At 72.4% G+C, this 25,530-nt stretch carries 21 protein-coding genes; 7 read left to right on the top strand and 14 right to left on the bottom strand.

Features of this window, described 5'->3' with window-relative positions; genetic code table 11:
* Positions 1-187: 187 nt before the first annotated feature.
* Positions 188-967 (bottom strand): alpha/beta fold hydrolase, encoded by a 780-nt coding sequence (locus ACIBA9_RS07180; RefSeq protein ID WP_399360450.1) that lies wholly within the window; start codon positions 965-967, stop codon positions 188-190.
* 156 nt (positions 968-1,123) lie between these two features.
* On the opposite strand from ACIBA9_RS07180, the gene ACIBA9_RS07185 reads away from it, so the two are divergent.
* Both ACIBA9_RS07185 and ACIBA9_RS07190 read left to right on the top strand, forming a co-directional pair.
* Entirely contained in the window at positions 1,124-2,218 is a 1,095-nt protein-coding gene (locus ACIBA9_RS07185) for a chemotaxis protein (RefSeq protein ID WP_399360452.1), read from the top strand.
* Positions 2,219-2,309: 91 nt separating this feature from the next.
* Entirely contained in the window at positions 2,310-3,320 is a 1,011-nt protein-coding gene (locus ACIBA9_RS07190) for a Gfo/Idh/MocA family protein (RefSeq protein ID WP_399360453.1), read from the top strand.
* Between the two features lie 70 nt (positions 3,321-3,390).
* Here ACIBA9_RS07190 and ACIBA9_RS07195 read toward each other — a convergent pair whose 3' ends face one another.
* Positions 3,391-3,804: an SsgA family sporulation/cell division regulator gene (locus ACIBA9_RS07195; protein ID WP_362159076.1), complete on the bottom strand. Its 414-nt coding sequence runs from the start codon at positions 3,802-3,804 to the stop codon at positions 3,391-3,393.
* Between the two features lie 348 nt (positions 3,805-4,152).
* Here ACIBA9_RS07195 and ACIBA9_RS07200 point away from each other — a divergent pair, with 348 nt between their 5' ends.
* The gene (locus ACIBA9_RS07200; RefSeq protein WP_399360456.1) at positions 4,153-5,583 is read left to right on the top strand and encodes a PP2C family protein-serine/threonine phosphatase; all 1,431 of its coding nucleotides are present in this window, start codon (positions 4,153-4,155) and stop codon (positions 5,581-5,583) included.
* A gap of 47 nt (positions 5,584-5,630) precedes the next feature.
* Here the strand turns inward: ACIBA9_RS07200 and ACIBA9_RS07205 are convergent, their stop codons facing one another.
* Positions 5,631-7,124, bottom strand: a complete 1,494-nt coding sequence (locus ACIBA9_RS07205; protein WP_399360458.1) for a hypothetical protein — start codon at positions 7,122-7,124, stop codon at positions 5,631-5,633.
* Between the two features lie 278 nt (positions 7,125-7,402).
* Here ACIBA9_RS07205 and ACIBA9_RS07210 point away from each other — a divergent pair, with 278 nt between their 5' ends.
* Both ACIBA9_RS07210 and ACIBA9_RS07215 read left to right on the top strand, forming a co-directional pair.
* Positions 7,403-8,551 carry an aminoglycoside phosphotransferase family protein gene (locus ACIBA9_RS07210; RefSeq protein WP_399360460.1) on the top strand — a complete coding sequence of 383 codons (1,149 nt, stop codon included), beginning with the start codon at positions 7,403-7,405 and terminating at the stop codon, positions 8,549-8,551.
* 359 nt (positions 8,552-8,910) lie between these two features.
* The gene (locus ACIBA9_RS07215; RefSeq protein WP_399360462.1) at positions 8,911-10,881 is read left to right on the top strand and encodes an N-acetylmuramoyl-L-alanine amidase; all 1,971 of its coding nucleotides are present in this window, start codon (positions 8,911-8,913) and stop codon (positions 10,879-10,881) included.
* Between the two features lie 35 nt (positions 10,882-10,916).
* Here ACIBA9_RS07215 and ACIBA9_RS07220 read toward each other — a convergent pair whose 3' ends face one another.
* The 7 genes from ACIBA9_RS07220 to ACIBA9_RS07250 form a co-directional block, all read right to left on the bottom strand.
* Entirely contained in the window at positions 10,917-11,414 is a 498-nt protein-coding gene (locus ACIBA9_RS07220) for a hypothetical protein (protein ID WP_362159089.1), read from the bottom strand.
* A 172-nt stretch (positions 11,415-11,586) separates the two neighbouring features.
* On the bottom strand, positions 11,587-12,489 hold the full coding sequence (locus ACIBA9_RS07225) for a universal stress protein (protein ID WP_399360464.1): 903 nt from the start codon (positions 12,487-12,489) through the stop codon (positions 11,587-11,589).
* 150 nt (positions 12,490-12,639) lie between these two features.
* Positions 12,640-12,882, bottom strand: a complete 243-nt coding sequence (locus ACIBA9_RS07230; protein ID WP_362159094.1) for a DUF397 domain-containing protein — start codon at positions 12,880-12,882, stop codon at positions 12,640-12,642.
* Between the two features lie 197 nt (positions 12,883-13,079).
* Positions 13,080-14,246 (bottom strand): thiolase domain-containing protein, encoded by a 1,167-nt coding sequence (locus tag ACIBA9_RS07235; protein ID WP_399360466.1) that lies wholly within the window; start codon positions 14,244-14,246, stop codon positions 13,080-13,082.
* Positions 14,243-15,313, bottom strand: coding sequence for a thiolase domain-containing protein (locus tag ACIBA9_RS07240; protein ID WP_399360468.1), 1,071 nt, complete (start codon positions 15,311-15,313; stop codon positions 14,243-14,245). The genes ACIBA9_RS07235 and ACIBA9_RS07240 overlap by 4 nt, the downstream gene beginning before the upstream one ends.
* On the bottom strand, positions 15,310-16,251 hold the full coding sequence (locus ACIBA9_RS07245) for a Zn-ribbon domain-containing OB-fold protein (RefSeq protein ID WP_399360470.1): 942 nt from the start codon (positions 16,249-16,251) through the stop codon (positions 15,310-15,312). Before ACIBA9_RS07245 ends, ACIBA9_RS07240 begins: the two co-directional genes overlap by 4 nt.
* A gap of 15 nt (positions 16,252-16,266) precedes the next feature.
* The gene (locus tag ACIBA9_RS07250; RefSeq protein ID WP_399360471.1) at positions 16,267-17,067 is read right to left on the bottom strand and encodes a crotonase/enoyl-CoA hydratase family protein; all 801 of its coding nucleotides are present in this window, start codon (positions 17,065-17,067) and stop codon (positions 16,267-16,269) included.
* A 259-nt stretch (positions 17,068-17,326) separates the two neighbouring features.
* Between ACIBA9_RS07250 and ACIBA9_RS07255 the strand changes: the two genes are divergently transcribed.
* Positions 17,327-18,952 carry an acyl-CoA synthetase gene (locus ACIBA9_RS07255; RefSeq protein ID WP_399360473.1) on the top strand — a complete coding sequence of 542 codons (1,626 nt, stop codon included), beginning with the start codon at positions 17,327-17,329 and terminating at the stop codon, positions 18,950-18,952.
* A gap of 14 nt (positions 18,953-18,966) precedes the next feature.
* Here the strand turns inward: ACIBA9_RS07255 and ACIBA9_RS07260 are convergent, their stop codons facing one another.
* Positions 18,967-19,671, bottom strand: coding sequence for an alpha/beta fold hydrolase (locus tag ACIBA9_RS07260; protein WP_399360475.1), 705 nt, complete (start codon positions 19,669-19,671; stop codon positions 18,967-18,969).
* Between the two features lie 158 nt (positions 19,672-19,829).
* Here ACIBA9_RS07260 and paaK point away from each other — a divergent pair, with 158 nt between their 5' ends.
* Positions 19,830-21,125 (top strand): phenylacetate--CoA ligase PaaK, encoded by a 1,296-nt coding sequence (paaK, locus tag ACIBA9_RS07265; protein WP_399360478.1) that lies wholly within the window; start codon positions 19,830-19,832, stop codon positions 21,123-21,125.
* A gap of 128 nt (positions 21,126-21,253) precedes the next feature.
* On the opposite strand, the gene ACIBA9_RS07270 is transcribed toward paaK, so the two are convergent.
* The 3 genes from ACIBA9_RS07270 to ACIBA9_RS07280 are packed head-to-tail and all read right to left on the bottom strand — an operon-like array spanning position 21,254 to position 25,485.
* The gene (locus tag ACIBA9_RS07270) at positions 21,254-22,771 is read right to left on the bottom strand and encodes an acyl-CoA synthetase (protein ID WP_399360480.1); all 1,518 of its coding nucleotides are present in this window, start codon (positions 22,769-22,771) and stop codon (positions 21,254-21,256) included.
* Positions 22,772-22,825: 54 nt separating this feature from the next.
* A complete protein-coding gene (locus ACIBA9_RS07275; RefSeq protein WP_399360482.1) occupies positions 22,826-24,376 on the bottom strand; it encodes an acyl-CoA synthetase in 1,551 nt (516 codons plus the stop codon).
* Positions 24,373-25,485 carry an NAD(P)H-dependent flavin oxidoreductase gene (locus ACIBA9_RS07280; protein ID WP_399360484.1) on the bottom strand — a complete coding sequence of 371 codons (1,113 nt, stop codon included), beginning with the start codon at positions 25,483-25,485 and terminating at the stop codon, positions 24,373-24,375. The genes ACIBA9_RS07275 and ACIBA9_RS07280 overlap by 4 nt, the downstream gene beginning before the upstream one ends.
* Between the last annotated feature and the right edge of the window lie 45 nt (positions 25,486-25,530).

The raw sequence follows: 25,530 nt of genomic DNA on the forward strand, positions 1-25,530 counted from the left end.
TATCGAGCACCTATATGACGAGCCTCCGCCTGTAGGGGGCCGCGGTCAACGCGGCCGTAACACCCGCGGCACCCGCGCCCCCATGGATTCGGCCGGGTTTTGCCCGCGCGAGATCCGGTGAGGCCCGTGCCGCCTGGCCTGTGGGGTCGGGAACCGGCCAGCGGTAAAAACTTCCCCAACCGCCCGGTCAGGGCGTCCCGGCCAGGAACCGGTCCAGCACGGTGGTCAGCTCGGCCGGCTTCTCCACGGGCAGCTCGTGACCCGCGTCCAGAACGCGCACGACCGCGTCCGGGTAGGCCTTGGCCAGCCGGAGCATCTGCCGCACCGGCAGCTGGACGTCGTGGTAGCCGTGCACCATCAGGGTGGGCGTGCCGATCTCACCGGCCCGGTCGAGGAGGTCGAAGGCGCGCATCGCGCCGTACAGCGTCATGACGACCTCGCGCGGGGTGCCCGCCGAGGCGCGGATGCGCGCCCGGACCTCCTCCCGCGGATATCCGGGCGCGAAGGCCCGCCGGATGTTGGCGGCGACGAACAGCTTGAAGGGCACCAGCGTGGAGGCCGCCATCAGCAGGCCCCGGCCGCGGCTGTACGTCATCCGCCCGATGGAGTTGACCAGCACCATGCGTTCGACCCGGGCGGGGTGCGTGAGGGCGATGGTCTGCGCGATCATCCCGCCCATCGAGTGGCCGATCAGCACGAACCGCTCGACTTCGAGGTGGTCCAGCAGCGCGAGGACGTCCTCGGCGAGCGCGGCGATCGTGGGGACCCCGGCGCCGGTGCTCTCCCCGTGGCCGCGCAGGTCGAGGCGGATCACCCGCCGTCCGTCGCGGAAGTGCGTCAGCTGGTGGTCCCAGCGGTGCCGGTCGGCCGTCCAGCCGTGCACGAACACCAACGGCGTCCGCGCCCCGTCGCGAGGCCCCTCGTCGTCGTACGTCAGGGCCGCTCCGGCGACTTCGAGCTGCGGCATGGGGGCCTCCTGGGGCACGGTACCGTCCGGTTACTGACCGGTACGGTATCCGGCGCGGCGGCACCGCGTCACCGGGCACCGGCCCCCGGACGCGTCCTCGCTCCGGCCCGGTTTACCCCGAATGCCGTAATGCCGGATTCGCCCTATCGTTCTGTCATGGAGCACGCACTGAGTCCCGCCACCCTCGCCGAACTGCGGCGCCCGCGCCCCTATCCGGCGGTGTCCGTGCTGACGCCGACGCACCGCCGGGGACCCGAGAACGGCCAGGATCCGGTCCGGCTGCGCAACGTCGTGGCCGAGGCCCGCAAACGCCTGGAGTCCGATCCGGCCGTCACCCGTGACCGGCGCGCCGAGGTCGTGGCGCAACTGGACCTCGCGGTGGCGGAGGTGGACCTGACGCACTCCGAGGACGGCCTGGTGATCTTCGCCGCCCCGGGCGAGCACCAGGTCTGGTCGCTGGGGCGCAGGGTGCCGGAGCGGGTCGTGCTCTCGGACACCTTCCTCACCCGCAACCTGGTCGCGGCGCAGGCCGCCGAGCGGCCCTTCTGGGTGCTGTCGGTCTCGGCCGACCGCGCGACGCTGTGGAGCGGCGGTCCGGACCGGGTCGTCGAAGACCACGCCGGGGGCTTCCCGCTGTTCCACGACAGGAAGAACTTCGACGCCGAACGGCAGATGCGGGTCGGCGAGGTGCCGAGCACGTTCAGCGACGAGGGCACCCGGCGGTTCCTGCGGGAGGCGGACACCGCGATGGCCGCGGTCCTGCGCGAGGAGCCCCGTCCGGTGTACGTCACCGGGGACCAGGAGGCGCTCGCCCTGCTGGAGGAGGTCGGCGGTGTGGCCCGGACCGCCGTGCAGGTGCGCAAGGGCGGCCTCGCGCACGCCGCTCCCGAGGTCGTGCGGCAGGCCATCGTGCCGGTCCTGGAGGCGGAGACGGCCAAGGGCACCACGTCCGTGGTCCGCGAACTCACCTCCGCCCGCGGCCACCGCGCCTTCGCGGCCGGGCTGGACGAGCTGTGGCAGACCGCCCGTGAGGGCCGGGTCCGGTTGCTGGCGGTGGAGGAGAACTACCGCGCGACCGTCCGCGACCTCGGCGTCCATCTGATGCCGGCCGAGCCCGGCGACCCGGACGCCCGCGACGACATCGTGGACGAACTCGTCGAACAGTGCCTGGAGACCGGCGCCGACGTGCGGTTCGTTCCCGACGGCACCCTGGAGGACGCGCAGGGCATCGCGGGCGTGCTGCGGTACTGACACCCCCGTGCGGCCACCGCCGAGCCGCTCAGGGGCGGCCCTTCCGTCGGCGTACGCTACGGCGTGATCGTCGGTGGGAGGGAGCACACACATGGGTGACCTGCTGGGCGTGGCGGTACTGGGTGCCGGCCACATGGGTGCCGACCACATACGGCGACTCGATCAGGTGGTCAGCGGCGCAAGGGTCGCCGCCGTGGCCGACCCGGACCTGGAGCGGGCGAGGGAAGCGGTGGCGGGCATGACCGGTGTGAGCGTGCACGCCGATCCGTCGGCCGCGCTCGACGCGCCCGGTGTGCGCGCCGTGCTGATCGCCTCGCCCGGTCCCGCCCACGAGGAGGCGCTGCTCGGCTGCTTCGCCCGCGGGCTGCCGGTGCTGTGCGAGAAGCCCATGGTGCCGGACTCCGCAGGCGCGCTGTGCGTGGCGGAGGCGGAGGCCCGGCTCGGCCGCCGGCTGGCCCAGATCGGTTTCATGCGCCGCTACGACACCGAGTACCGGCGGCTGAAGACCCTGCTGGACGGGGGGAGCCTCGGCCGGCCCCTGATGCTGCACTGCGTCCATCGCAACGTCTCCTCCCCCGCCGGGTTCACCAGCGCCATGCTGATCAACAGCTCCGCCTCGCACGAGATCGACGCGGCGCGCTGGCTGCTCGCCCAGGAGGTGACGGCGGTGACCGCGCTGCGGCCCGCCTCTTCCCCCGGCGCGCCCGAGGGCCTGATCGATCCGCAGTTGCTGTTGTTCGAGACCGAGCGGGGCGCCCTCGTCGACGTCGAGGTGTTCGTCAACAGCGGCTTCGGCTACCAGGTGCGCTGCGAGGCCGTGTGCGAGGCGGGCAGCGCCCGGATCGGCGACGAGCACACCATGGTGGTCACTTCCCGGGGCGGCGCCACCCAGGAGGTCGCGCAGGACTACCTGGTGCGGTTCGCCGACGCCTACGACCGCCAGGTGCAGGCCTGGGTCGACGCCACCCGACGGGGCCGCGTCGCCGGCCCCGGCGTCTGGGACGGGTACGCCGCGTCCGCCGTCGCCGAGGCGGGGGTCCGGTCCCTGGAGACAGGCCGCCGGGTCGCGGTCGACCTCGCCCCGCGTCCCACCCGGCCCTAGCCGGGGCGCGGTCCACCGCTGGTGCGACGGGCCCCGGCCCAGGGGGCGTCCCCGCCCGGCGGGTCGTGGCTCACACCCCGTCGAACAGGGCACCCAGCCCCCGCTCCACCACCGCCGCCATGTCCTCCTGCCCGGCCGACACCGCCTCGTAGGTGCGCAGGAGGAAGCGGCGCAGCGCGGAGGCCTGGAACTGCAGCAGGGCCAGACCGTAGGGCGAGTGGAACTCCAGCACCGTCCGGGTGCGGCCGTACGGCCATATCTGCACGTCGCCGTGGCCGGCCGGGGCCCGCAGCCCCTGGTCGAGCAGGGAGCGCGCGAAGGTCCAGGTGACCTCCTCGCCGGCCAGCGACGCCTCGGCGGGGAAGTCCACGAAGACGGCGAGCGGATCGTCCGGCGTGTATCTCAGGGTCGCCGACACCGGGATCTCCCGGTCCTCGGCGGTGATGAGCCGGGCATGGGTGGGCTGTTCGATGCAGACGTCCATGCCTTTATGGAGTGCGCGGAGGCCCTCCGCATGGCGCCAGATCCGGTCAGAATTCGATGAATACACGCCGGTCGAGCGCGGCTTGGAACACCTGACCCTCGAACACCCGGGCGACTGCGCCGAGTAGGCCGCCGCTATGCGACAACTCCCGTAGAGCCTCTACGACTTGACCGCGCCGCGCAGTAGGCCGCATGTACCCCCGGGGACACTCCGGGAAGACTCTGGCATATGCCGGAAGCACCACCGTATCGTGTGTTGCCGAATCCCTTACGGGGCGTCGCGGGCTGTGCCACAGTCGTAGCGGTCCCCCGCCCCCTCTGGCCATACCGTCCCCCCTTCGGAGTGCGCATGCCGTCCCCAGTCTCCGCGGACCGCTCAGCCGCCCAGCCGCCCGGGCGCGACTCGGTCGAGACGTTGATAACGCAGGCGCGGCGGCTCAAGGGCGACGTGGACGCCGTACGACGGGACACCCGGAGCGACGCGGCGGACCCGGAGGAGCGCTGGCAGCGCGCCCTGTACGACCTCGCCCTGCATCAACTGGACGACCTGGACGCCCACTTGGCCCAGCTGCGGGACGGGCCGCAGCCCACTGCGCCGGTGCCGGCCGCGACAGCGGCCGTCCGGCCGGCGCCGCCCGGGACCCCGCGCGGATCGTTGCTCACCCGCGTGGGCAGCGCGGAGTGGAACATGCTGACGGACGAGGCCACCTGGTCCGGCGAGCTGTACCAGATCCTCGGACGCGACCCGGCCGGACCCGCCCTCACCCTGGACGAACTCCCCTCCCTCGTCCTGGAGGAGGACCGGCCGCGGCTAACGGCGATGGTGACGGACTGTCTGATCGACGGCAGGCCGATCGACGGGGAGTTCCGCATCGTGCGGCCCGACGGCGACTTGCGGACCGTCCACATGATGGGCGAGCCGGTGCTCGGCGCCGACGGCGGCACCGCCTCGATGTGGGCCGTGCTGCGGGACGTCAGCGAACTGCGCCGCAGCCAGCTCGCGGTGCGCGAGACCCGTGACTCGCTGCACCGCCACCGCCGCCGGGAGCAGACCGAGCACCGGATCGCGGCCGAGCTGCAGGAGGCCGTGGTGCCGCCGTGGCGCGGCTCCCCGCGACTCCCGCACGAGGCACCACCGGCCCTCGAACTCGCCGCCCACCGACTGTCGACGGCACCGAGCGGCGCCATCGGCGGAGACTGGTACGACGCGCTCGAACTCGGCGACGGCCAGACCCTGCTGAGCGTCGGTGACCTCACCGGACACGGAGTGGCCGTCGCCTCGGGCATGGCGATGCTGCTGGGCGCCGTACGCGGCATGGCCATGGCCGGCACGGCGCCCGGCCCCTTGCTCACCCTGCTCAACCGGTTACTGGACACCGCCGTACAACCCGCCCTGGGCAGCGCCGTCTGCTGCCGCTACCGGCCCGGCAGCCGCACCCTGGTCTGGGCGCGGGCCGGGCACCCCGCCCCGGTGCTGTACCGCGACGGGGCGGGGCGCAGGCTGGACACGCCGGACGGTGTCCTGCTCGGCGCCACCCCGGGCGCCGTCTACGGGCAGGCCGAGGTGACCCTGCGGCCGGGCGACCTCCTCCTGCTGCACACCGACGGACTGGCCCCGGGACACGGTGGCCCCGGGGGCGGGGACCCGCTGCTCGACCTCGCCCCGCGTCTCGGCGCGGCGCGCAGCGCGCAGGACTGCGTGCGCATGATCGTCGAGGCGTTCGGTGGCTCCGGGCGCGCGAACGACGCGTGCGTGCTCGTCGCCGAGGTCACCTCGTGAGCTGACCCTCGACCGGTCTCACCGGCATCCACCGGCGCACAGGCTCCCTATGCCTGTGCGCTGCCTGCTCCCTTGGCTCTCGGCTTGGGCAGGGCGAGCCTGATCTCCTCCCGCAGTTGGTGGATCCCCGGGTATCCGGAGTACTCCGCGGTGAGCCGGTACATCTGGCGCAGCCGGTCCCAGGTGCGCCGCGAGGAGTTCGACCCCATCGACATCAGGGCCAGTCGGGCGTAGCGGTCGGCCTGTTCGGGGTCGTCCGCGATGAAGCAGGCCGACGCCATGGACAGATGGTCGAAGATCTTCGACCGCTCACGCCCGTCCACGCGCAGGGCGAGGGCCTTCTCCGCGTAGTACTGGGCGTGCGTGGCCGCGCTCGGGTCGAACTCGGCCAGGGTGCGGTAGGCCAGGGCCTGCATGCCGTACAGATCCTCGTCCTTGAAGGTCTGCATCCAGTCCGGCGGCTCCACGTCCTGCCGGTCGGAGACGAAGAGGTCCTCCGCCCGGCCGAGCGTGCGCCGCATCGCCTGGCCCTTGCCCATCGCCGCCTGCGCCCAGGCCTCGATGGTGTGGAACATCGCCTTGGTACGCGGCTGGAGGCGGTCGCCGGCGCCGGACTGGGCGAGATTCATCAGCTCCAGCGCGTCGTCCGGCCGGCCGAGGTGCACCATCTGCCGGGCCGCCCGGGACAGTGCCTCGCCGGCGCGGGGCCGGTCCCCGCCCTCGCGGGCCGCGTGTGCGGCGATGACGAAGTACTTCTGTGCCGTGGGCTCCAGGCCGACGTCGTGCGACATCCAGCCCGCGAGGACGGCGAGGTTGGCGGCGACGCCCCACAGGCGCCGCTGGAGGTGGGGTGGATGGTGGTAGGCGAGCATGCCGCCCACCTCGTTCAGCTGGCCCACCACCGCCTTGCGTTGCAGCCCGCCACCGCGGGCGGCGTCCCAGGCGCGGAACACCTCGACCGAGCGCTCCAGCTCCTCGATCTCCTGCGATCCGATGGGGGCGGCCTCGTACCGGTCGAACCCGGCGGGGTCGGCGTGCAGAGGGTCGTCGAGGACAGGGGCGTCGGCCTTGAGGGCCGGGTCGGTGTGCAGCCAGTCGTACATGGCGCTGCTGAGTGTGGATCCCGCGGCGAGCGCGGCACCCGCGCCCACCAAGCCGCGTCGGTTGAGCATGAGGTCCATTCCCGTGAATTCGGTGAGGACCGCGGCGGTCCGCTCGGGCGCCCACGGCACACCGTCGGGATGTTCCTCGATCCCGGCGCCCTGCCGTTTCCCCGCACGCCCGTGCCGTACCAGACCAAGGTCCTCCATGGTCACGACACGGCCGAGACGCTCGGTGAACAGAGCCGCCAGCACCCGCGGCACCGGATCGCGCGGGATCTCTCCCGTGTCGATCCACCGCCGCACCCGGGAGGTGTCGGTCGACAGCTGGGGGTGGCCCATGGCCGCCGCCTGCTTGTTGACCATCCTCGCGAGTTCGCCCTTGGACCAGCCGGCCAGGCCGAACAGGTCCGCAAGGCGGGTGTTGGGTTGTCCGCTCACGTCAAGCCCCCAGGTACTCGGCTGAGTTGACAGTAGCCCGCCGGAGGTTGCCGGGCGACTATTCGCCACGGTTCGCCAGGGTCCGCCAGATGGTGTGCCACTGGGCGCCGGGTGTCAGGTAGGAAAGCGCCACCCCGACCCGGTCGCCGCCTTCCCAGCGAGGGCGTTCGACGGCATATGACGGGCACATTCCCCAGGGTGTGCCCGGCGACCGGGCCGGGTCACGCGTGAGAAGCACAGGCAGGCACCGCAGGCACACGAAGGGATCTGTATCTCCCATGTACGCAGCATCGTCCTCCGTGTCCGCCCCGTCCCGGCCGCTACGCCCCCGTCCGGCGGGTGTTGGCGGACCGTACCTCGACCCGGCGGCGCGACCGGGCGGTCCCGTGCTGGGCACGGGCCGGCCCCGGCGGGTGCCGGGTCAACCCGGCACCCAACCGCTCAGCGGGAGACTCGACTTGTCCGGCCCCCAGGGCGCGCAGCTGCGCACCGCGATCGCCTCGGTGCACCGGATCTGCCCGGAGTTCGCTCCGGTGCAGGTGCTGCGGCGCAGCGGCCGGTCGGTCCTGCTCGTCGGGACGACGGGGCGCAGCACGGCCGTCGCCAAGTGCCTGCTGGACCAGTCACCGGCGTGGGCCGAGCGGATCCGCCACGAAATAGCGGCATACCGCTCGTTCGTCCGGCACCGGCCACCGGTCCGTGTGCCGAGGCTGATCGCGGCGGACCCGGACAACTGCACCCTGGTCATCGAGCGGATGCCGGGCCGGGTGGCGGCGCTGCAACGTCACCCGCTGGAGGCCCCGCCCCGCACGGACATCCGGGCCGCACTCGGTGCCGTCTGCCGGCTGAACGCCTGGCGCCCCCCGGCGGGCACCTTCGACATGCCGCTGGACTACGCCGCCCGGATCTCCCGGTATCACGAGCTGGGGCTGCTCACCGACCGGGACCTGGGGGACCTGCAGAAGCTGCTGCACGGCATCGCCCACGAGGTGGGCCGGCAGGCCATGCTCCAGTTCTGCCACGGCGACGCCCTGCTGTCCAACGTCCTGCTGTCACCGACCGGTCCGGTCCTGGTGGACTGGGAGCACGCGGGCTGGTATCTGCCGGGCTACGACCTGGCGACGCTGTGGCTGGTCCTCGGTGACGCACCGGTGGCCCGGCGGCAGATCAGCCAGATCGCCCAGTCGGCCGGCCCGGCCTCCCGGGACGCGTTCCTGGTGAACCTGATGCTCCTGCTCACCCGGGAGATCCGGACGTACGAGACGGCCGTGCAGCGTTCGATGCAGGACACGGCCCCGGTGCCGGCGGGTGCGCCCCACCCGGGTGCCGCGTCGTCCGGCGAGGAACAGCGGCTGCTGCTCAGGCGGTTGCACGACGACTGCCAGATGGCCCGCAAGGCCGTCCGCGCGGCGGTCGGCACTCGCTGACGACGGGAACGAAGGTCCGCGGTGCGCCCGGAGCGGCGGCGCACCGCGGACCTTCGCATGCCCGGCGTCGTGATGAACGGCTCGCCCACCGTCCCGTACGCCCGGCCCGGCCTCGTGCACGCCGGCACCGCGGGCCTTGGTGGGTACGGCCTTCGGGTGGGCGGCGCCCGCGGTCAGTGGTGTATGCCTGTGACGCTTCGCAGGCCCGCGCACCGCCGCCGCGAAACTCGCCGAAACCCTTCGTGACGTGGGAAATCCCGTCGGTGAAGGCATCATTGACGGATCGTCGGCGAGCCGGTACCACTGACCCAGCCTGGCGCCGCACGCCCCGCCACGCCCGCCCGTCACAGGAGGCCGCATTGCGAGGTTCCGCCACCGACCCCACGTCCACACCCGGTCACAGACATCTACGGCGGACCGCCGGCCCGCTCGCTTCCGCGGCCCTGCTGCTGCCGCTGCTCGGCGCGGCCCCGGCGCACGGCTCCGAGGAGTCCTCCGCCGGGAGGCTGCAGCAGGCGTTCGCCACCGCCGCGGCCGATCACCACGTGCCGCAGAGCGTCCTGCTGGCCGTCTCCTATCTGCAGTCCCGCTGGGACCGGCATGGCGGAGCGCCCAGTGTGACCGGCGGCTACGGCCCGATGCACCTCACCGACGCCCGCGCCGCGCTCGCCACCACGGAGCATCTCTCCAAGGGCACGGAGGACGCCCGGGGCGACTCCGCCCGCGCCGCCCTGCACCCCGACGTCCAGGAGCCGGCCAGCTCCGCGGTCCCGGCCCGGCTGCGGACCCTGCCGAGGGCGGCGGAGCTGACCGGCATCCCGGCCGAGCGGCTGCGCACCGACCCGGCGGCGAACGTGGCCGGCGGCGCCGCCCTGCTCGCCGCCGCGCAGAAGGAGCTGGGCGAGCCGCCGAGCGCGGACCCGGCCGACTGGTACGGCGCGGTGGCCCGCTTCTCCGGTGCCGACGACATGGCGACCGCGGCGGCCTACGCCGACGACGTCTACGACATCCTGCGCACGGGTGAGGAACGCACGACGGACGACGGCCAGCTGGTCGCCCTCGCCGCCCGGCCGGGGCTGGCCCCCGACACCGCCCAGCTGAAGCGGACCGGCCTGCGCACCCTGCCCACCGACGACACCGAGTGCCCGAGGTCGGTGTCCTGCGAGTCCGTCCCGGCGCCGTACGCCCAGTTCGGGAACGACGACTACGGCAACCACGACCTCGGTGACCGCCCGGCCTCCCAGCGCATCAAGTACATCGTCATCCACGACACGGAGGGCACCTGGGACGGGGTGCTCAACCTGGTTCAGGACCCCACCTATGTGTCGTGGAACTACACGATCCGCTCCACCGACGGGCTGATCGCCCAGCATGTCAAGGCCAAGGACGTGGCCTGGCACGCCGGCAACTGGGACGTCAACGCGCGCTCCGTCGGCATCGAGCACGAGGGCTTCCTCGCGAACCCGGACGCCTGGTACACCGAGGCGATGTACCGGTCCTCGGCGCGACTGGTGAAGTACCTGAGCCGGAAGTACGACATCCCCCTGGACCGGCAGCACATCCTCGGCCACGACAACGTGCCCGGACCGACGGCGTCCACCATCCCGGGCATGCACACGGACCCCGGCCCGTACTGGGACTGGCGGCACTACTTCCAGCTGCTCGGCCACCCCTTCAAGCGCACGGCCGGCAAGCGGGCCGCGCTGGTGACGATCCTTCCGGACTACGCCGCGAACCGGCCCGTCTACACCGGCTGCGCCACCTCCGGCCAGCCCTGCGCGGACCACGGTTCCAGCGAGGTGCGGCTGTACTCGGACCACGACGTGAACGCGCCGCTGATCAAGGACATCGGCCTCGGCACGGCTCCGACCGAGGGGGTGAACGATCTGTCCTCGCGGGTCTCCACCGGTCAGCAGTACGCCGTCGCCGACCGCTGGGGCGACTGGACGGCGATCTGGTACCTGGGGCAGAAGGCCTGGTTCGAGAATCCGCCCCGTGAGCCGTCCGCGGTGCCCGCGAAGGGGTTCGTGGTGACTCCGAAGGACGGCGCGGCCGGTGTCCCGGTGTACGGCCGCGCCTACCCGGAGAAGGAGGCCTATCCGGCGGGTGTCCCCGCGCAGACGGTGGTGCCGCTGCCGTACACGATCCCGGCCGGGCAGAAGTACGTGGTCGGTGACGAGATGCCGGGCGAGTACTACTACGCGGTCACCTTCACCACCGACTCGCACCGGGTCGTGGTGGGCAAGGACCTGTACTACGAGATCCAGTACGGCCACCGGGTCGCGTTCGTGCGCGCCGCCGACGTACGCCTGGAGGGCTCGGCCGGCTAGCGCAACGCCGCTGCCTCCGCGCTCGCCCCGCGTCCTCAGCCCTGCTGGAAAAGCTCCGCCGGGAGCGGCTTCAGCAGGGCGTACAGGTCGTCGGTGATGGGGCGGTCCCAGGCGGCGATGGTCACCAGGACGCCGTCACTGCGGTCGAACTGCACGCAGGAGATCCGGCTCTCGGAGAGCTTCAGGCGCCGCACGATGAGGAGGTTGTCGCCCTGGAGGACCGGCGTGTCCTCGGTCTCGACGACGGTGACCTCCTCGTCGTTCTCCAGCGCCAGCAGCAGCTGGCCGACCTCGAAGGGGACCTCTCCCTCGGCGACGTCGCGGGCCGGGGAGCCCTGCGGCAGATTGCCGATGATCATCGCGGGACCGCGGCCGCCGAAGAGGTCGTAGCGCAGGAAGACACCCTGGCAGGTGCCGTCGGGAGCGGGCAGCAGGCCCGCGCCGAGATTGCCCGGCCAGTCGCCCGGGTCCATGGCCAGCACGTCGAATTCGGGTCCGGCGGGAGTGGCGCTGCGGCGGCGGAGGAACGACATGCGGCCATGGTACGTGTCCGGGCCCCGGTGGGTGACCTGTGGGCGCCGGGTGGCGCAACGCCGGACGCGCGTACCGCCGGCCGGGTCGTCCGCGGCCCGGCCGCCTCGCGAGGGGCGCACGTGTCCCGGCCCGTTCGAGCGGTGCCTGGAAAGACTCATGGGGGCGGGCGCGTCAGTCCTCCGGCGGGACCGGTGGGACCACCGCGACCGGGCTCGCCGCGTGCAGGAGTACGGCCTGGGTGACCGAGCCCATCATCCGGGCCGGCGCGAGCAGCCGCCGCCGGTGCCGTCCCACGACGACCAGTTCGGCGTCCCGGGACGCGGCGACGAGATGGCCGGCCGCGTCACCGGGCAGCGCCTCGGCGTCGGCGCGGACCTCCGGGTGCCGCTTGCGGTGGGGGGCGAGGAACCCCTCGGCGAGGACCCGGGTCTCGTGCTCGACGGCGTCCTGGTCGATCGGGGGCGGCACCAGCTGGCCGGGGGCGGACCAGGTCTGCACGGGCCAGGGGTAGGCGGCGATCACCTGGACCCGGGCGTCGCGCAGGGCGGCCTCGTCGAAGGCGAAGGCGAGGAGGTTCTCGTCGGGGCTGTCGACGTGGAGGCCGACGACCACCCGGGGCCCCGGCTCGGCGGGTCCGTCCCCGTGCACCTCGCGCCCGGGCGGGGGTACGACGACCACCGGGCAGGCGGCGTCCCGGGCGACCGCGAGGCCGTTGGAGCCCAGCAGAAGGCTGGCGAAACCGCCGCGGCCCCGGGAGCCGAGGACCAACAGCTGGGCGTCCGCGCCCAGTTCGGGCAGGACGGCGCCCGGTACGCCCTCCAGGGCGACGTACTCGAGGCCCGGTTCCCCGGCGCGGCCCGCGAGGCGGGTGCGCACCTCGTCGAGGACCGGGTCACCCTCCGCTTCGGGCGGTCCGGCGATCAGTACGTCGGCCTGGCCCCAGGCAGCGTACTGCCGTACGTGCACCACCCGCAGTGGTGCCGCGCGGCGGTGGGCGTCGGCCAGGGCCCACTCCAGGGCCCGGATGCTGTCCTCGGAACCGTCGACCGCGGCGATGACCGGCGCAGCGCTCATGCTTCCTCACCTCCGGAACACGACCTTCCCCTTGCCGGGGCCAGCCTGGCTCAGGCCGGCCCCCGGCGGGGCGCTGCTGATCGCGTGTCCGCGAAACCGGCCGGAACACCCCCGGTTCGGCGGCGGGCACCGGCGACGGCGGAGGTCAGGTCAGGTCAGGTCGAACTCGCCTTCCCGTGCTCCCGAGACGAAGGCGCCCCATTCCGCGGGAGTGAAGATCAGGGAAGGACTCTCCGGCCGGCCGCTGTTGCGCATCGCGATGAAGCCCTCGACAAAGGCGATCTGGACATCGCCCTTCCCTCGGCTGCTGGACTGCCACTCGGCCCCGCTGAGATCCAGTTCCGGCTTGTCCCAGCCCGCGAGCGGGTGCTGCTGGATGGTGCTCTCGGCCACGTCCGTGCTCCTCCCGGTTCGTCGTCCGCGGCCAGCCTAGCGACCGGCCCCGGCGGCGGACAGGCCACGCGAGGGGGAGCTTCGGGGACTCCGGGGCCTTCCTTTCGGATCTTGCCGGGACAGACCGTGCGGCGCCCCTGGCTCGGGCCGGCCTGATCCGGAGGGAAGGCCCTCCGCCATGCCCTGAGGGGCGCGTGTCAGGCATCGGGTGGCTCCGACCCCACGAGCCACATGGAGAAGAACTGCGAGCCGCCGCCGTAGGCGTGTCCGAGTACCCGGCGGGCGCCGTCCACCTGGTGTTCGCCGGCCTGTCCGCGTACCTGGAGGGCCGCCTCGGCGAAGCGGATCATGCCGGAGGCGCCGATGGGGTTGGTGGACAGCACCCCGCCCGACATGTTGACGGGCAGGTCCCCGTCGAGTTCGGTCACCCCGGACTCGGTGAGCTTCCAGCCCTCGCCCTCCGCGGCGAAGCCCAGGTTCTCCAGCCACATGGGCTCGTACCAGGAGAACGGCACGTACATCTCGACGGCGTCGATCTCCCGGCGCGGGTCGGCGATGCCGGCCTGCCGGTAGACGTCGGCGGCGCAGTCCTTTCCGGCCTGCGGGGAGACGAAGTCCTTGCCCGCGAAGAGGGTCGGCTCGCTGCGCATGGCGCCTCCGAGCAGCCAGGCGGCCGGCCGTGGCGCGCGGGCGGCTCCGGCTCGGTCGGTGAGGACCATGGCGCAGGCGCCGTCGGAGGACGGGCAGGTCTCGGAGTAGCGGATGGGGTCCCACAACATCGGCGAGGCCTGGACCCCCTCCAGGGTGATGTCGTGTTCGTGCAGGTGGGCGTAGGGGTTCTTCAGGGCGTTGCGCCGGTCCTTATAGGCGACCAGGGAGCCGACGGTGTCGGGGGCGCCGCTGCGCCGCATGTAGGCGCGTACGTGTGGGGCGAAGAAGCCGCCGGCCCCGGCGAGCAGCGGCTGCTGGAAGGGGATCGGCAGGGAGAGCCCCCACATGGCGTTGGACTCGGACTGTTTTTCGAAGGCGAGGGTGAGGACCGTGCCGTGGACGCGGGCCGCGATCAGGTTGGCGGCGACGAGCGCGGTGGACCCGCCGACGGAGCCGGCGGTGTGCACCCGGAGCATGGGTTTGCCGACGGCGCCGAGGGCGTCGGCGAGGTACAGCTCGGGCATCATGACGCCCTCGAAGAAGTCGGGCGCCTTGCCGATGACCACGGCCTCGATGTCCGCCCAGGTCAGCTCGGCGTCCCGCAGGGCACGCCGGGCGGCCTCGCGGACGAGTCCGGCGATCGACACGTCCCGGCGTGCGGCCACGTGTTTGGTCTGGCCGATCCCTACGACGGCCACGGGCTCCTTGCTCATCGTGGATCCCCTTCGAGTACGGCGACCAGGTTCTGCTGCAGGCAGGGTCCCGAGGTGGCGTGGGCGAGGGCGCGGTCCGACGCGCCGCGGTGGATGCGGGCGGCGGCCTCGCCGACACGGATCAGCCCGGCGGCCATGACCGGGTTGGCGGCGAGGGCGCCCCCGGAGGGGTTGACGCGGACGTCGTCGCCGAGCCGGAGCGCCTTGCGCAGCACGACCTCCTGCGCGGTGAAGGGGGCGTGCAACTCGGCGGTGTCCACGGGGCGTTCGAAGGCTCCGGCCTTCTGCGCGGCCAGCCGGGCGGAGGGCGAGTCGGTGAGGTCGCGCACGCCGAGTCCGTGGGCCTCGACGCGGTGGTCGATGCCCCGGATCCAGGCTGGCCGCTCGCACAGTTCCCGGGCCCGCTCCCCCGCCGCGAGGACGACCGCGGCGGCCCCGTCGCCGATGGGCGGGCAGTCGCCGGTGCGCAGCGGACCGACCACCTGATCGCCGTGCGGGACACTGCCCCCGAGCTGGGCGTGGGGGTTGGCTCGCGCGTCGGCCCGGCTGCGCGCGGCGACGGCGGCGAGCGCCTCCTCGTCGGTGTCGCCCGCGTCGATGAGGGCCTGTGCCTGGAGTGCGGCGAGGGCGACGGCGTCGGGCCACAGGGGGGCCACGTAGTACGGGTCGAGCTGGCGGGTCAGTACGTCCCGCACCGAGCCGGGTGAGCACTTTCCGTAGGAGTAGACGAGCGCGGTGTCGGCGTCGCCGGTCAGGAGCTTGACCCAGGCCTCGTACAGCGCCCAGGCGCCGTCCATCTCGACGTGCGACTCGGAGATGGGCGGCCAGGCGCCGACGCCGTCGAGGGCGAGGGTGAAGGAGAAGGCGCGGCCGGCCAGGTAGTCGCTGGAGCCGGAGCAGGTGAAGCCGATGTCCGCGGTCTTCAGGCCGGTCCGGGCGAGGACCTCGTGCAGGACCGGCATGAGCATCTCGACTTCGGAGGACTCCTCGGTGGAGCGCCGGTGGTCGCTCTGGGCGAAGGCGACGACGGCCACGTCCCGGACGGCGGGGGCTCCTTCGCTGGTCACAGCAGCTCCTTGTAGGTGTCGTAGTCCGCGTCGGGTTCGCCGGTGGGCCGGTAGTGGTCGGGGTGGCGGGCGCCTTCGGTCCAGACCGGTTCCACGCGCAGGCCCATGCGGACCCGGTCGTAGGGGATGCCGCCGATCCGGGCGTGCAGGGCGAGGTCGGCGCCATCCAGGGCGATGTGCGCGTAGACGTACGGCACCTCGATGTCCAGGTTCCTGGCCTTGATGTTGACGATGCAGTAGGTGGTGACCGTGCCCCGGGGACCCACTTCGACCTGTTCGTATGTGGCGAGGCCACATGTGGGGCAGGCGCCTCTCGGCGGGACGTACACCTTGCGGCAGGAGGGGCAGCGTTCGCCGACGATGCGCCGTTCGGCGAGCGCCTCGATGTAGGCGGACTGGGCGCGGCCGGGCGAGTAGGTGTAGTCGAGACGGGCGGGGGCGACGATGCCGGTGATCGGATCCTCGAACTCGCCGGTGTGGCCTGCCGGGGGTGCGGGGTCGCCGTCGTACGGCTCGAAGCAGGCGATGTCGGTGATGGCGCCGGTGCGGTTCTCGGCCCAGCGGACGCGCACCCGCATGCCGGAGCGCACGGTGTCGGGGCCCGGGGCGTCGAGGGCGTGCAGCAGCGCGGTGTCGGCGCCGTCGAGCCGGACCAGGACCCAGGCGAAGGGGGTGGCGAGCGGCTGGCCGCGGCGGGGCTCGTGGTTCCAGGCCCAGGTGGTGACGGTGCCGGTGGGGGCGACCTCGACCAGGTCGCGGAGTTCGTCGGCGGTGACGGGGTCGTACTCGACGGGCGGGACGAGGGTGCGGCCGTCGGTGGTCCTCACGCCGAGGAGGACGCGTTCGCGCAGGCCGGTGAGGAAGGCGCTCTGGACGGGTCCGAGGGAGCGGGTGAAGGGGAACTCGACGACGAGTGGGGCTTTGAGGACTTCGGGCATGGCGGGCTCCTCGGGTCAGGCGCGCTTGTAGACGGGGGGCCGTTTCTCCGCGAAGGCGCGGGCTCCCTCCTTGGCGTCGGCGGTGTCGAAGATCGGCCATCCGCGGGTCAGTTCGGCGGCGAGTCCGTCGGTCTCCGTCATCTCGGCGCTCTCGTACACGCTGGCCTTGACGGCCTCGACGGCCAGCGGTCCGCAGGCGTTGATCCGTCCGGCGATCTCCAGTGCCTTGGCGAGCGCGGTGCCGTCGGGCACGACATGGCCGATCAGACCGATGCCGGCGGCCTCGCGGGCGTTGTAGGGCCGTCCGGTCAGCAGCATCTCCAGGGCGTGGGTGCGTGGGATCTGGCGTGGCAGCCGGACGGTGGAGCCGCCGATCGGGAAGAGTCCGCGCCGGACCTCGAACAGGCCGAAGGTCGCGGACTCGCCGGCGACGCGGATGTCGGTGCCCTGGAGGATCTCGGTGCCGCCGGCGACGCAGGGCCCTTCGACGGCCGCGATCACCGGTTTGCGCGGGCGGTGATGGCGCAGCATCGCCTTCCAGTGCAGGTCGGGGTCGGCCTTGAGCCGGTCGCGGTAGTGCTCGCCCCGCATGCCGTCGCCGGCCAGTGCCTTGAGGTCCATGCCGGCGCAGAACGCGCCGCCGGCCCCGGTGAGCACGACCGATCGGATGGTGTCGTCCTCGTCGGCCTGGATCCAGCCGTCGTACAGGCCGACGAGCATCGGGAGCGAGAGTGCGTTCCTGGCGTCGGGTCTGTCGAGCGTGAGCACCAGTGTGGCGTCCTCGCGCCGCACGGTGAGGTGTTCCGTCCCGGCCATGGGCCATCTCCCCTCGGTGAGAACGAGAACAGGTTGCAGGAGGGAAGGGGGCACTTCAAGGGTTTTCTGATAGTCAGTCAGTTTTTCTGCGCGGGCTCTTCCAAGTTGCGGCCCGCTTTGCTCTGATGACCGCGAACCGTCGGATGCTTCCTCCTTCGGGCTGTGTCCTTTCCCGGTCTTCTTCAGCTTTTCTTCTCTTCTTCAGCCTTTCTTCGTCCGGGGCGCCGGGAGTGCCGGAGCGCCGGGGTCAGGGGGAGCGGTGGAGTACAACCTCGCCGATCTGTTCGAGTCGGTCGTCGACGTGGTCGCGGACCGCGAGGCGCTCGTGTACGTCGACCACCCCGGCACGGGCGCGGAGCGCCGGCTGACCTACGCCGAGCTGGACGCGGCCGCCAACCGCGTCGCACACCACCTGCTCGACAGTGGCGTACGGCCCGGCGAGCACCTCGGACTGCACCTGTACAACGGGGTCGAGTACCTGCAGACGGTGCTGGGCTGCCTGAAGGCCAGGGTCGTTCCGGTCAATGTGAACTACCGCTACGTGGAAGAGGAGTTGGTGTACCTCTACCGGGACGCCGATCTCGCGGCGCTGGTGTTCGACGCCGAGTTCGAGGACCGGGTGGCGGGGGCGCTGCCGCGGGTGCCGGGGCTCCGGCATCTGCTGCGGGTGGGGGCGGGGCCGGCGTCGGGCCCGGGGGTGCCGGGGGCGGTGCCGTTCGCCGAGGCGGAGGCCGCCGGGTCGCCGGAGCGGGGTTTTCCCGCCCGGTCGGGAGACGATCAGTTCATCGTCTACACCGGTGGCACGACGGGGATGCCCAAGGGGGTGATGTGGCGTCAGGAGGACCTGTTCTTCGCGGGGCTGGGGGGCGGGGCGCCGACCGGGGAGCCGGTGCGCACGCCGCGGGAGCTGGCCGACCGGGTGGCCGCGAGCGGCTCGGGGATCACGTTCTTCCCCACTCCCCCGCTGATGCACGGCACCTCGACGCTGACCGCGTTCATCGGCTTCAACTTCGGCCAACGCGTGGTCGTCCACCGTAAGTTCGTGCCGGAGGAGGTGCTGCGGACCATCGAGCGGGAGAAGGTCACCAGCATGTCGCTGGTGGGTGACGCGATGCTTCGGCCGCTGATCGACGCGCTCGCCGGACCGATGAAGGGCACGGACTGCTCGTCCCTGTTCAGCGTCTCCTCGTCCGGCGCGATCATGTCGGAGACGGTACGCAGACAGTTCGCCGAGCTGGTCCCGGGCGCCATGCTGCTGAACAACTACGGTTCCTCCGAATCCGGTTTCAACGGGACGGCCACGGACGACTCCGGACCCGAGCGGGGATTTCGCCTGCGGGTCAACTCCCGTACCAGGGTGGTGGATCCGGTCACACACCAGCCGGTGTCCGCCGGCGAGACCGGCCGGGTGGCCCAGTGCGGCCATGTCCCGCTCGGCTACTACAACGATCCGGGGAAGTCGGCCGAGACGTTCTTCGAGAAGGACGGGCGGCGCTGGGTGCTGCTGGGCGACATGGCGACGGTCGACGAGGAGGGTGTGGTCACCGTCCTCGGCCGGGGTTCCCAGTGCATCAACACCGGGGGCGAGAAGGTCTACCCGGAGGAGGTCGAGCAGGCGCTCAAGGCGCATCCGGATGTGTACGACGCCCTGGTCGCGGGCGTGCCGGATGCCACCTGGGGCCATCATGTGGCGGCGGTGGTGCAGCTGCGGCGGGGGGCGCCGCGCCCGTCGCTGGCCGACATCCAGGCCCACTGCCGCACCCGGCTCGCCGGCTACAAGGTGCCCCGCCAGCTGGTCGTCACGGACACCGTCCAGCGTTCCCCCAGCGGCAAGGCCGACTACCGGTGGGCACGCGAGGTGGCGGTGGCGGCGGACCACCCGTGACGCCCCCCGCGCGCTCACTCCGCGAGGAACCCCGAGACGGCGGAGAGGAACTCCTCCGGCCGGACCTCGTGCACCAGGTGCCCGGCGTCGACGGTCACCAGTCGGGCGTTCGGGATCAGCTCCGCCAGCTGTGCGACCTGCCGCTGCGGGATGGGACTGGAGGGTCCGCCCCCGATGACCAGGGTGGGCATGGTGATCCGGGCCATGTGGTCCCACCACATGGGATTCGGCGCGTTGCGCTGCTCGTCCGCGGTCCGCACCATCTCCCAGTCGAACGGCAGCTCGTCTTCGGGCCGCTCGGCGGGCGGCCGGGGCGGATCGAGCGGCACCGGCGCGCAGACGTCCTCCAGGACCAGACGCCGTACGACACCGGGGTGCCGCTGGGCGAGGAGGTAGGCGACGAGACCGCCCAGCGAGTGTCCGACGACGTCGGCGCCGTCGATCCCGAGGGCGGCCATGAGGGCGTGGACGTCGTCGCTCATCGTCTCGGCCGTGTAGTCGCCGGGCCACGCGCTGCGGCCGTGGCCGCGCAGGTCCGGGGCGTACACCCGCCGGGGGCGCGGGGGTGCCGCGAGCCGCTCGGCGATCCGGGTCCAGTCCGCGCCGTCGGCACCTCGGCAGTGCAACAGGACGACGGGCGGCGCGTCCGCCGGGCCCCACGCGCGCACGGCCAGGGTGATGCCGTTCGCCTCGACGGTGTACGGCGCTGCGGTCTCCATGGCCGCACGCTAGTCGGCGATGCGGCCCGGTGCTCCGGGCGCGGAAAATCCTCGCAGCCCTCTTGCCTCCCGGCGGATGGCCTGAATTACTGACCCCGGACGGTTCGACCGAATGATCGGTCGTCCGGAATGTGAGGACGGGCGAGGGAGAGGTTTCGATGGCCGACGCGACGGACGCGCTCGACGCGGGCGAACGGCTCGGGCCCGAGGAGCTGCGGGTACTTCAGCTGGAACGGCTGCGAGCCTCGCTGCGGCACGCCTATGACCACGTGCCGTTCTACCGCGAGTCGTTCGACAAGGCCGGCGTCCGCCCGGAGGACTGCCGCACGCTCGCGGATCTCGCCCGTTTCCCGTTCACGACCAAGGCCGACCTGCGGGAGAACTACCCCTACGGCATGTTCGCCGTGCCCCGTGAGCGGATCCGCCGACTGCACGCCTCCAGCGGCACCACGGGACGGCCCACGGTGGTCGGCTACACGGACAACGACCTCTCCATGTGGGCCGACATGGTGGCGCGGTCGATCCGCGCGGCCGGCGGCCGGCCCGGGGACATCGTCCATGTGGCATACGGCTATGGGCTGTTCACCGGCGGCCTGGGTGCCCACTACGGCGCCGAGCGCCTGGGCTGTACGGTCGTCCCGGCGTCCGGCGGGATGACGGCGCGGCAGGTGCAGCTGATCCAGGATCTGCGACCGTCCGTGATCATGGTGACGCCCTCGTACATGCTCACGCTGCTGGACGAGTTCGAACGGCAGGGCGTGGACCCGCGTGACACCTCGCTGCGGGTGGGCGTCTTCGGCGCGGAGCCGTGGACCGAGCGGATGCGGCGCGAGATCGAGGAGCGGTTCGCGATCGACGCGGTCGACATCTACGGGCTGTCCGAGGTGATCGGCCCGGGGGTGGCCCAGGAGTGCGTGGAGACCAAGGACGGCCTGACCGTGTGGGAGGACCACTTCTATCCGGAGGTGGTCGACCCGATCACCGGTGAGGTGCTGCCGGAGGGTGAGCGGGGCGAGCTGGTGTTCACCTCGCTGACCAAGGAGGCCATGCCGATCGTCCGGTACCGGACCAGGGACCTGACCCGGCTGCTGCCCGGCACGGCCCGGGTGTTCCGGCGGATGGAGAAGGTCAGGGGGCGCAGCGACGACCTGGTGATCCTGCGTGGGGTCAACCTCTTCCCCACCCAGATCGAGGAGATCGTGCTGCGGACGCCGGGGGTGGCGCCGCACTTCCAGCTCCGCCTCACCCGGGAGGGCCGTATGGACGCGCTGACCGTGCGGGCGGAGGCCCGCCCGGGGGCGACACCGCGGGCGCGGCAGGAGGCGGCGCGGTCCATCGTCGCGGCCGTGAAGGAGGGCATCGGCGTCTCGGTCGACGTGGAGATCGTGGAGCCGGAGTCGCTGGAGCGCTCGGTGGGCAAGATCCGCCGGATCGTGGACCTGCGTCCGCGCTGAGTCCGCGTCCGGCGAGGCGCCCCGGTGACCCGCCGGCCCGAGTCTGTCGTCGCCTGCCCCGCCCGGGACATGTCCCGGGCGGTACGGGCCGTGGGCCTCGGCTCCACACGCGATGCCACCGGTCCGGACTAGGGCACGTCGTCGGGTTCCAGCCTGCTGAAGCGGTCCCTCAGCTCGCGTTTGAGAATCTTGCCGCTGGCGTTGCGCGGCAGCTCGTCCACGAACAGGACCCGCTTCGGCGCCTTGAAGGGCGCGATTTTCTCCTTCACATGGGCGATCAGCTGTGCCGGTGTCACCTCTCCGCGCGGGACGACGACCGCCGTGACCGCCTCGATCCACCGTTCGTCCGGCAGGCCGATCACGGCGGCCTCCGCGACGGCCTCGTGGGTGTAGAGGGCGTCCTCGACCTGGCGCGAGGCGACCAGCACGCCCCCGGAGTTGATGACGTCCTTCACCCGGTCGACGATCGTGAAGTAGCCGTCGGCGTCGCGCACCGCGAGGTCGCCGGAGTGGAACCAGCCGTCCCGGAAGGCCTCCGCGGTCTCCTCGGGCTTGTCCCAGTAGCCCTCGCACAGCTGCGGTGATCGGTAGACGATCTCGCCGGGCGTGCCGTCGGGGACGTCCTCGCCGGTGTCGTCGACGACCCGGGCGTCCACGAAGAGCACGGTCCGACCGCAGGACTGGAGTCTGCCCTCGTGTTCGCCGGGGCCGAGCACGGTGGCGAGCGGACCGATCTCGCTCTGCCCGAAGCAGTTGAAGAGGGCGAGTCGCGGCAGGCGCTCGCGCAGCCGCTCCAGCACGGGGACGGGCATGACGGAGGCTCCGTAGTACGCCTTGCGCAGGCCGCCGAGGTCGCGGGTGGCGAAGTCGGGCCGGTTGGTGAGGCCGATCCACACCGTGGGCGGCGCGAACAGACTGTCCACGCGGCCCGCCTCGACGAGGTCGAGGAGCCGGTCGCCGTCCGGCGCGTCCAGGATGACGTTGGTGGCGCCGACGGCGAGATGGGGCAGCAGGAACACGTGCAGCTGCGCGGAGTGGTAGAGCGGCAGCGCGTGCGCGGGGCGGTCGCCGGCGCTCAGATCGAGGGCGGTGATGGCGCTCAGGTACGCGTGCACCAGGGCCCGATGGGTCATCATGGCGCCCTTGGGCAGCGCGGTCGTGCCGGAGGTGTACAGCAGCTGCACCAGGTCCTCGGTGCGCGGCTCGGGGCCGTCGTACGGCGGTGTGTCGGGGAGCCGGGCGAGCAGTGAGTCCTCGGTGTCCCGCAGCGGCAGGATCCGCACCCCGTGCGGGAGCCGGCCGGCGAGTCCCGGGTCCGCGAGCACCAACGTGCTGCCCGACTGGCCGACGAGGTAGGCGAGGTCGTCCCCGGTGAGGTTGTGGTTGACCGGCACATGGATTAGGCCCGCGCGGGCGCAGGCGAGGAAGCCGATCAGATAGGCGTCGGAGTTGTGGCCGTAGGCGCCGACCCGGTCGCCGGGCAGGAGGCCGCGCGCGAGCAGGAGCGCGGCCGCGCGGGAGACGGCGTCGTCGAGTTCGCGGTACGTCCAGCTGCGCTCGCCGTACTCCACCGCGACCCGTTCCGGGGTGCGCCGGGCGCTGCGTCGCAGGACCCCGTCGACCGTGCTGCCGTTTCCCTGCGTCATGACAGCCGATCCTGGGGGCCGCCGCACGTGCCGGTCAAGCGTCCGGGACCGGTGTCACACCTGCCGGTCGCGCCCTTCCCAGTAGGGGGCGCGCAACCGCCTCTTGTAGAGCTTGCCGTTGGGATCGCGGGGCATCTCGGCGATGAAGTCGACGCTCCCGGGCCGTTTGTAGCTCGCGAGCCGTTCGGCGCAGTGGTCGAGGAGGGCGGCCGCGAGGTTTGGACCGGGTGCGTGCCCGGGGGCCGGTTCGACGACGGCCTTGACCTGCTCGCCCCAGTCGTCGTGCGGGATGCCGAAGGCGGCGGCGTCGGCGACGGCCGGGTGGGAGAGGAGCACGGACTCGATCTCGGCCGGGTAGATGTTGACCCCGCCGGAGATGATCATGTCGATCTTGCGGTCGCGGAGGAAGAGGTAGCCGTCCTCGTCGAGGTAGCCGAGGTCTCCGACGGTGAAGAAGTCGCCTATGCGGTTGGTGCGGGTCTTGGTCTCGTCCTTGTGGTACGAGAAGCCGCCGGTGCTCATCTTCAGATAGACGGTGCCCAGCCGGCCGGGCGGGAGCCGCTCGCCGTCGTCGTCGAAGACCGCGAGTTCGCTGATGGGCCAGGCCTTGCCGACCGTGCCGGGCTTCTTCAGCCAGTCCTCGGCGGTGGCGAAGGCGCCGCCGCCCTCGCTGGCCGCGTAGTACTCCTCCACACAGCTCCCCCACCAGTCGATCATGGCCCGCTTCACATGGTCGGGGCAGGGCGCGGCGCCGTGGATGGCGTGCCGCATGGACGAGACGTCGTAGCGCGCCCTCACCTCGGCCGGCAGGGCCAGCAGGCGGTGGAACTGGGTGGGAACCATATGGGTGTGCGTGCATCGGTGTGTGTCGATGACACGAAGCATCTCCTCCGGTGTCCACTTGTCCATGAGCACCAGGCGGTGACCGATGTGCAGGGACGCGCCCGCGAACTGCAGGACGGCCGTGTGGTAGAGCGGTGAGCAGACCAGATGGACGTCGTCGCCGAACGGCCTGATGCCGAAGATGGCGAGGAAGCCACCGAGGTAGGCCTCCTCGGGGGCCTTGCCGGTCAGCGGCCGGCGGATGCCGCGCGGGCGTCCGGTCGTACCGGAGGTGTAGTTCATGACCCAGCCGAGTTCGCGGTCGGCGGGCGCCGACTCCGGTTGCCCGGCGAGGAGTCGGGCGTAGGGCCGGAACCCCTCGACCGGTCCGACCGCGTAGCGGTGCGTGGCCGGGAGGCCCGCCTCGTCGGCCGCGGCGCGGGCGGCGCGGCCGAAGCGTTCGTGCGCGATCAGCACCTTGGCGCCGGAGTCGGCGACGATCCAGGCTATCTCCGGGCCGACGAGGTGGTGGTTGACCGGGACGAGGTAGAGGCCCGCCTGGCCGGCGGCGAGGTAGGCCGTGAGGAACTCGACGCCGTTGGGCAGGACGACCGCGAACGCGTCGCCGCGCCGCAGCCCGGCGGCGCGCAGCCCGTGCACGAGCTGGTTGGCCGCGGCGTGCAGACGGCCGGCGGTCCACTGCTCGCCGTCGGAAGCGATCAGGACGGTGCGGTTCGGGTCATGGGCGGCCTGCGCCCAGAATCCGGCGGGGGGTGTGCTCACGACTGGCCACTCCTTCCGGCGATGCGGTTGACGCGGTCCACGGCCCGTTCGAAGCCGCGGGTGAGGTCGTCGAAGACGGCCTGGACGCTGCGTTGGGCGGTCAGCCGGCCGACGATCTGGCCGACGGGCGTGCCGAGCAGCGGCTCCACCTCGTACTTCTGGATGCGGGAGACGGCCTCGGCGACCAGCAGGCCCTGCAGGGGCATGGGCAGGGTGCCGGGCCCGGCCGGGTCGTCCCAGGCGTCGGTCCACTCGGTGCGGAGCTGGCGCGCGGGCTTGCCGGTCAGGGCGCGGGAGCGCACGGTGTCCCCGGAGCCGGCGGCGAGCAGTTTGCGGGTGAGGGCGGGCGCGTGCAGATCGGCTTCCGTGGTGGTCAGCCATATGGAGCCCAGCCACACACCCTGGGCGCCGAGGCTGAGGGCGGCCGCCACCTGACGGCCGCTGCCGATACCGCCCGCCGCCAGTACGGGCAGTGGGTCGACGGTGTCCACCACCTCGGGAGTGAGCACCATGGTGGCGATCTCACCGGTGTGGCCGCCGGCCTCGTACCCCTGGGCGACGACGATGTCGAGGCCCGCCTCCTGGTGTTTTCGGGCGTGCCGGGCGCTGCCGGCGAGCGCGGCCACCAGTACGCCCCGGTCGTGGGCGCGGGCGACGACGTCGGCGGGCGGGGAGCCCAGGGCGTTGGCCAGCAGCCGGATCGGGTAGTCGAAGGCGACGTCGAGCTGGGTGCGGGCGACCTGTTCCATCCAGCCGGTGATGCGCCACCCGGACGCCTCGCCCTCGGCCAGCTCCGGAACTCCGTACCGGGCGAGGGTGTCGCGGACGAACCGGCGGTGCCCCTCGGGGATCATCGCCTCGACGTCCGCCTCGCCGACGCCCTCGACCTTCTTGGCGGGCATCACCACGTCCAGCCCGTAGGGCCGGCCCGCGGTGTGGGCGTCGAGCCAGTCGAGGTCGCGCTTGAGGTCGTCGGGCGCGGTGTAGCGGACCGCGCCGAGCACGCCGAAACCGCCGGCCCGGCTGATGGCCGCGGTGACGGCGGGGAACGGTGTGAAGCCGAAGACGGCGTGCTCGATTCCCAGGCGCTTGCTCAGCTCCGTCTGCATGGGCGCAGGATGCCGCAGTCCTCCGTACGACGGAAGAGTTTTTCT

The organism is Streptomyces sp. NPDC051452, assembly GCF_044454765.1.
Taxonomy (GTDB): Bacteria; Actinomycetota; Actinomycetes; order Streptomycetales; family Streptomycetaceae; genus Streptomyces.

Bases quoted from the DNA above. Each gene is read 5' to 3' on its own strand.
- ACIBA9_RS07220 (WP_362159089.1), bottom strand. From the start codon at position 11,414: ATGTCGTTCCTCCGCCGCCGCAGCGCCACTCCCGCCGGACCCGAATTC.
- ACIBA9_RS07185 (WP_399360452.1), top strand. From the start codon at position 1,124: ATGGAGCACGCACTGAGTCCCGCCACCCTCGCCGAACTGCGGCGCCCG.
- ACIBA9_RS07210 (WP_399360460.1), top strand. From the start codon at position 7,403: ATGTACGCAGCATCGTCCTCCGTGTCCGCCCCGTCCCGGCCGCTACGC.
- ACIBA9_RS07195 (WP_362159076.1), bottom strand. From the start codon at position 3,804: ATGGACGTCTGCATCGAACAGCCCACCCATGCCCGGCTCATCACCGCC.
- ACIBA9_RS07260 (WP_399360475.1), bottom strand. From the start codon at position 19,671: ATGGAGACCGCAGCGCCGTACACCGTCGAGGCGAACGGCATCACCCTG.
- ACIBA9_RS07250 (WP_399360471.1), bottom strand. From the start codon at position 17,067: ATGGCCGGGACGGAACACCTCACCGTGCGGCGCGAGGACGCCACACTG.
- ACIBA9_RS07225 (WP_399360464.1), bottom strand. From the start codon at position 12,489: ATGAGCGCTGCGCCGGTCATCGCCGCGGTCGACGGTTCCGAGGACAGC.
- ACIBA9_RS07280 (WP_399360484.1), bottom strand. From the start codon at position 25,485: ATGCAGACGGAGCTGAGCAAGCGCCTGGGAATCGAGCACGCCGTCTTC.
- ACIBA9_RS07180 (WP_399360450.1), bottom strand. From the start codon at position 967: ATGCCGCAGCTCGAAGTCGCCGGAGCGGCCCTGACGTACGACGACGAG.
- ACIBA9_RS07270 (WP_399360480.1), bottom strand. From the start codon at position 22,771: ATGACGCAGGGAAACGGCAGCACGGTCGACGGGGTCCTGCGACGCAGC.
- ACIBA9_RS07235 (WP_399360466.1), bottom strand. From the start codon at position 14,246: ATGAGCAAGGAGCCCGTGGCCGTCGTAGGGATCGGCCAGACCAAACAC.
- paaK (WP_399360478.1), top strand. From the start codon at position 19,830: ATGGCCGACGCGACGGACGCGCTCGACGCGGGCGAACGGCTCGGGCCC.
- ACIBA9_RS07200 (WP_399360456.1), top strand. From the start codon at position 4,153: ATGCCGTCCCCAGTCTCCGCGGACCGCTCAGCCGCCCAGCCGCCCGGG.
- ACIBA9_RS07245 (WP_399360470.1), bottom strand. From the start codon at position 16,251: ATGCCCGAAGTCCTCAAAGCCCCACTCGTCGTCGAGTTCCCCTTCACC.
- ACIBA9_RS07190 (WP_399360453.1), top strand. From the start codon at position 2,310: ATGGGTGACCTGCTGGGCGTGGCGGTACTGGGTGCCGGCCACATGGGT.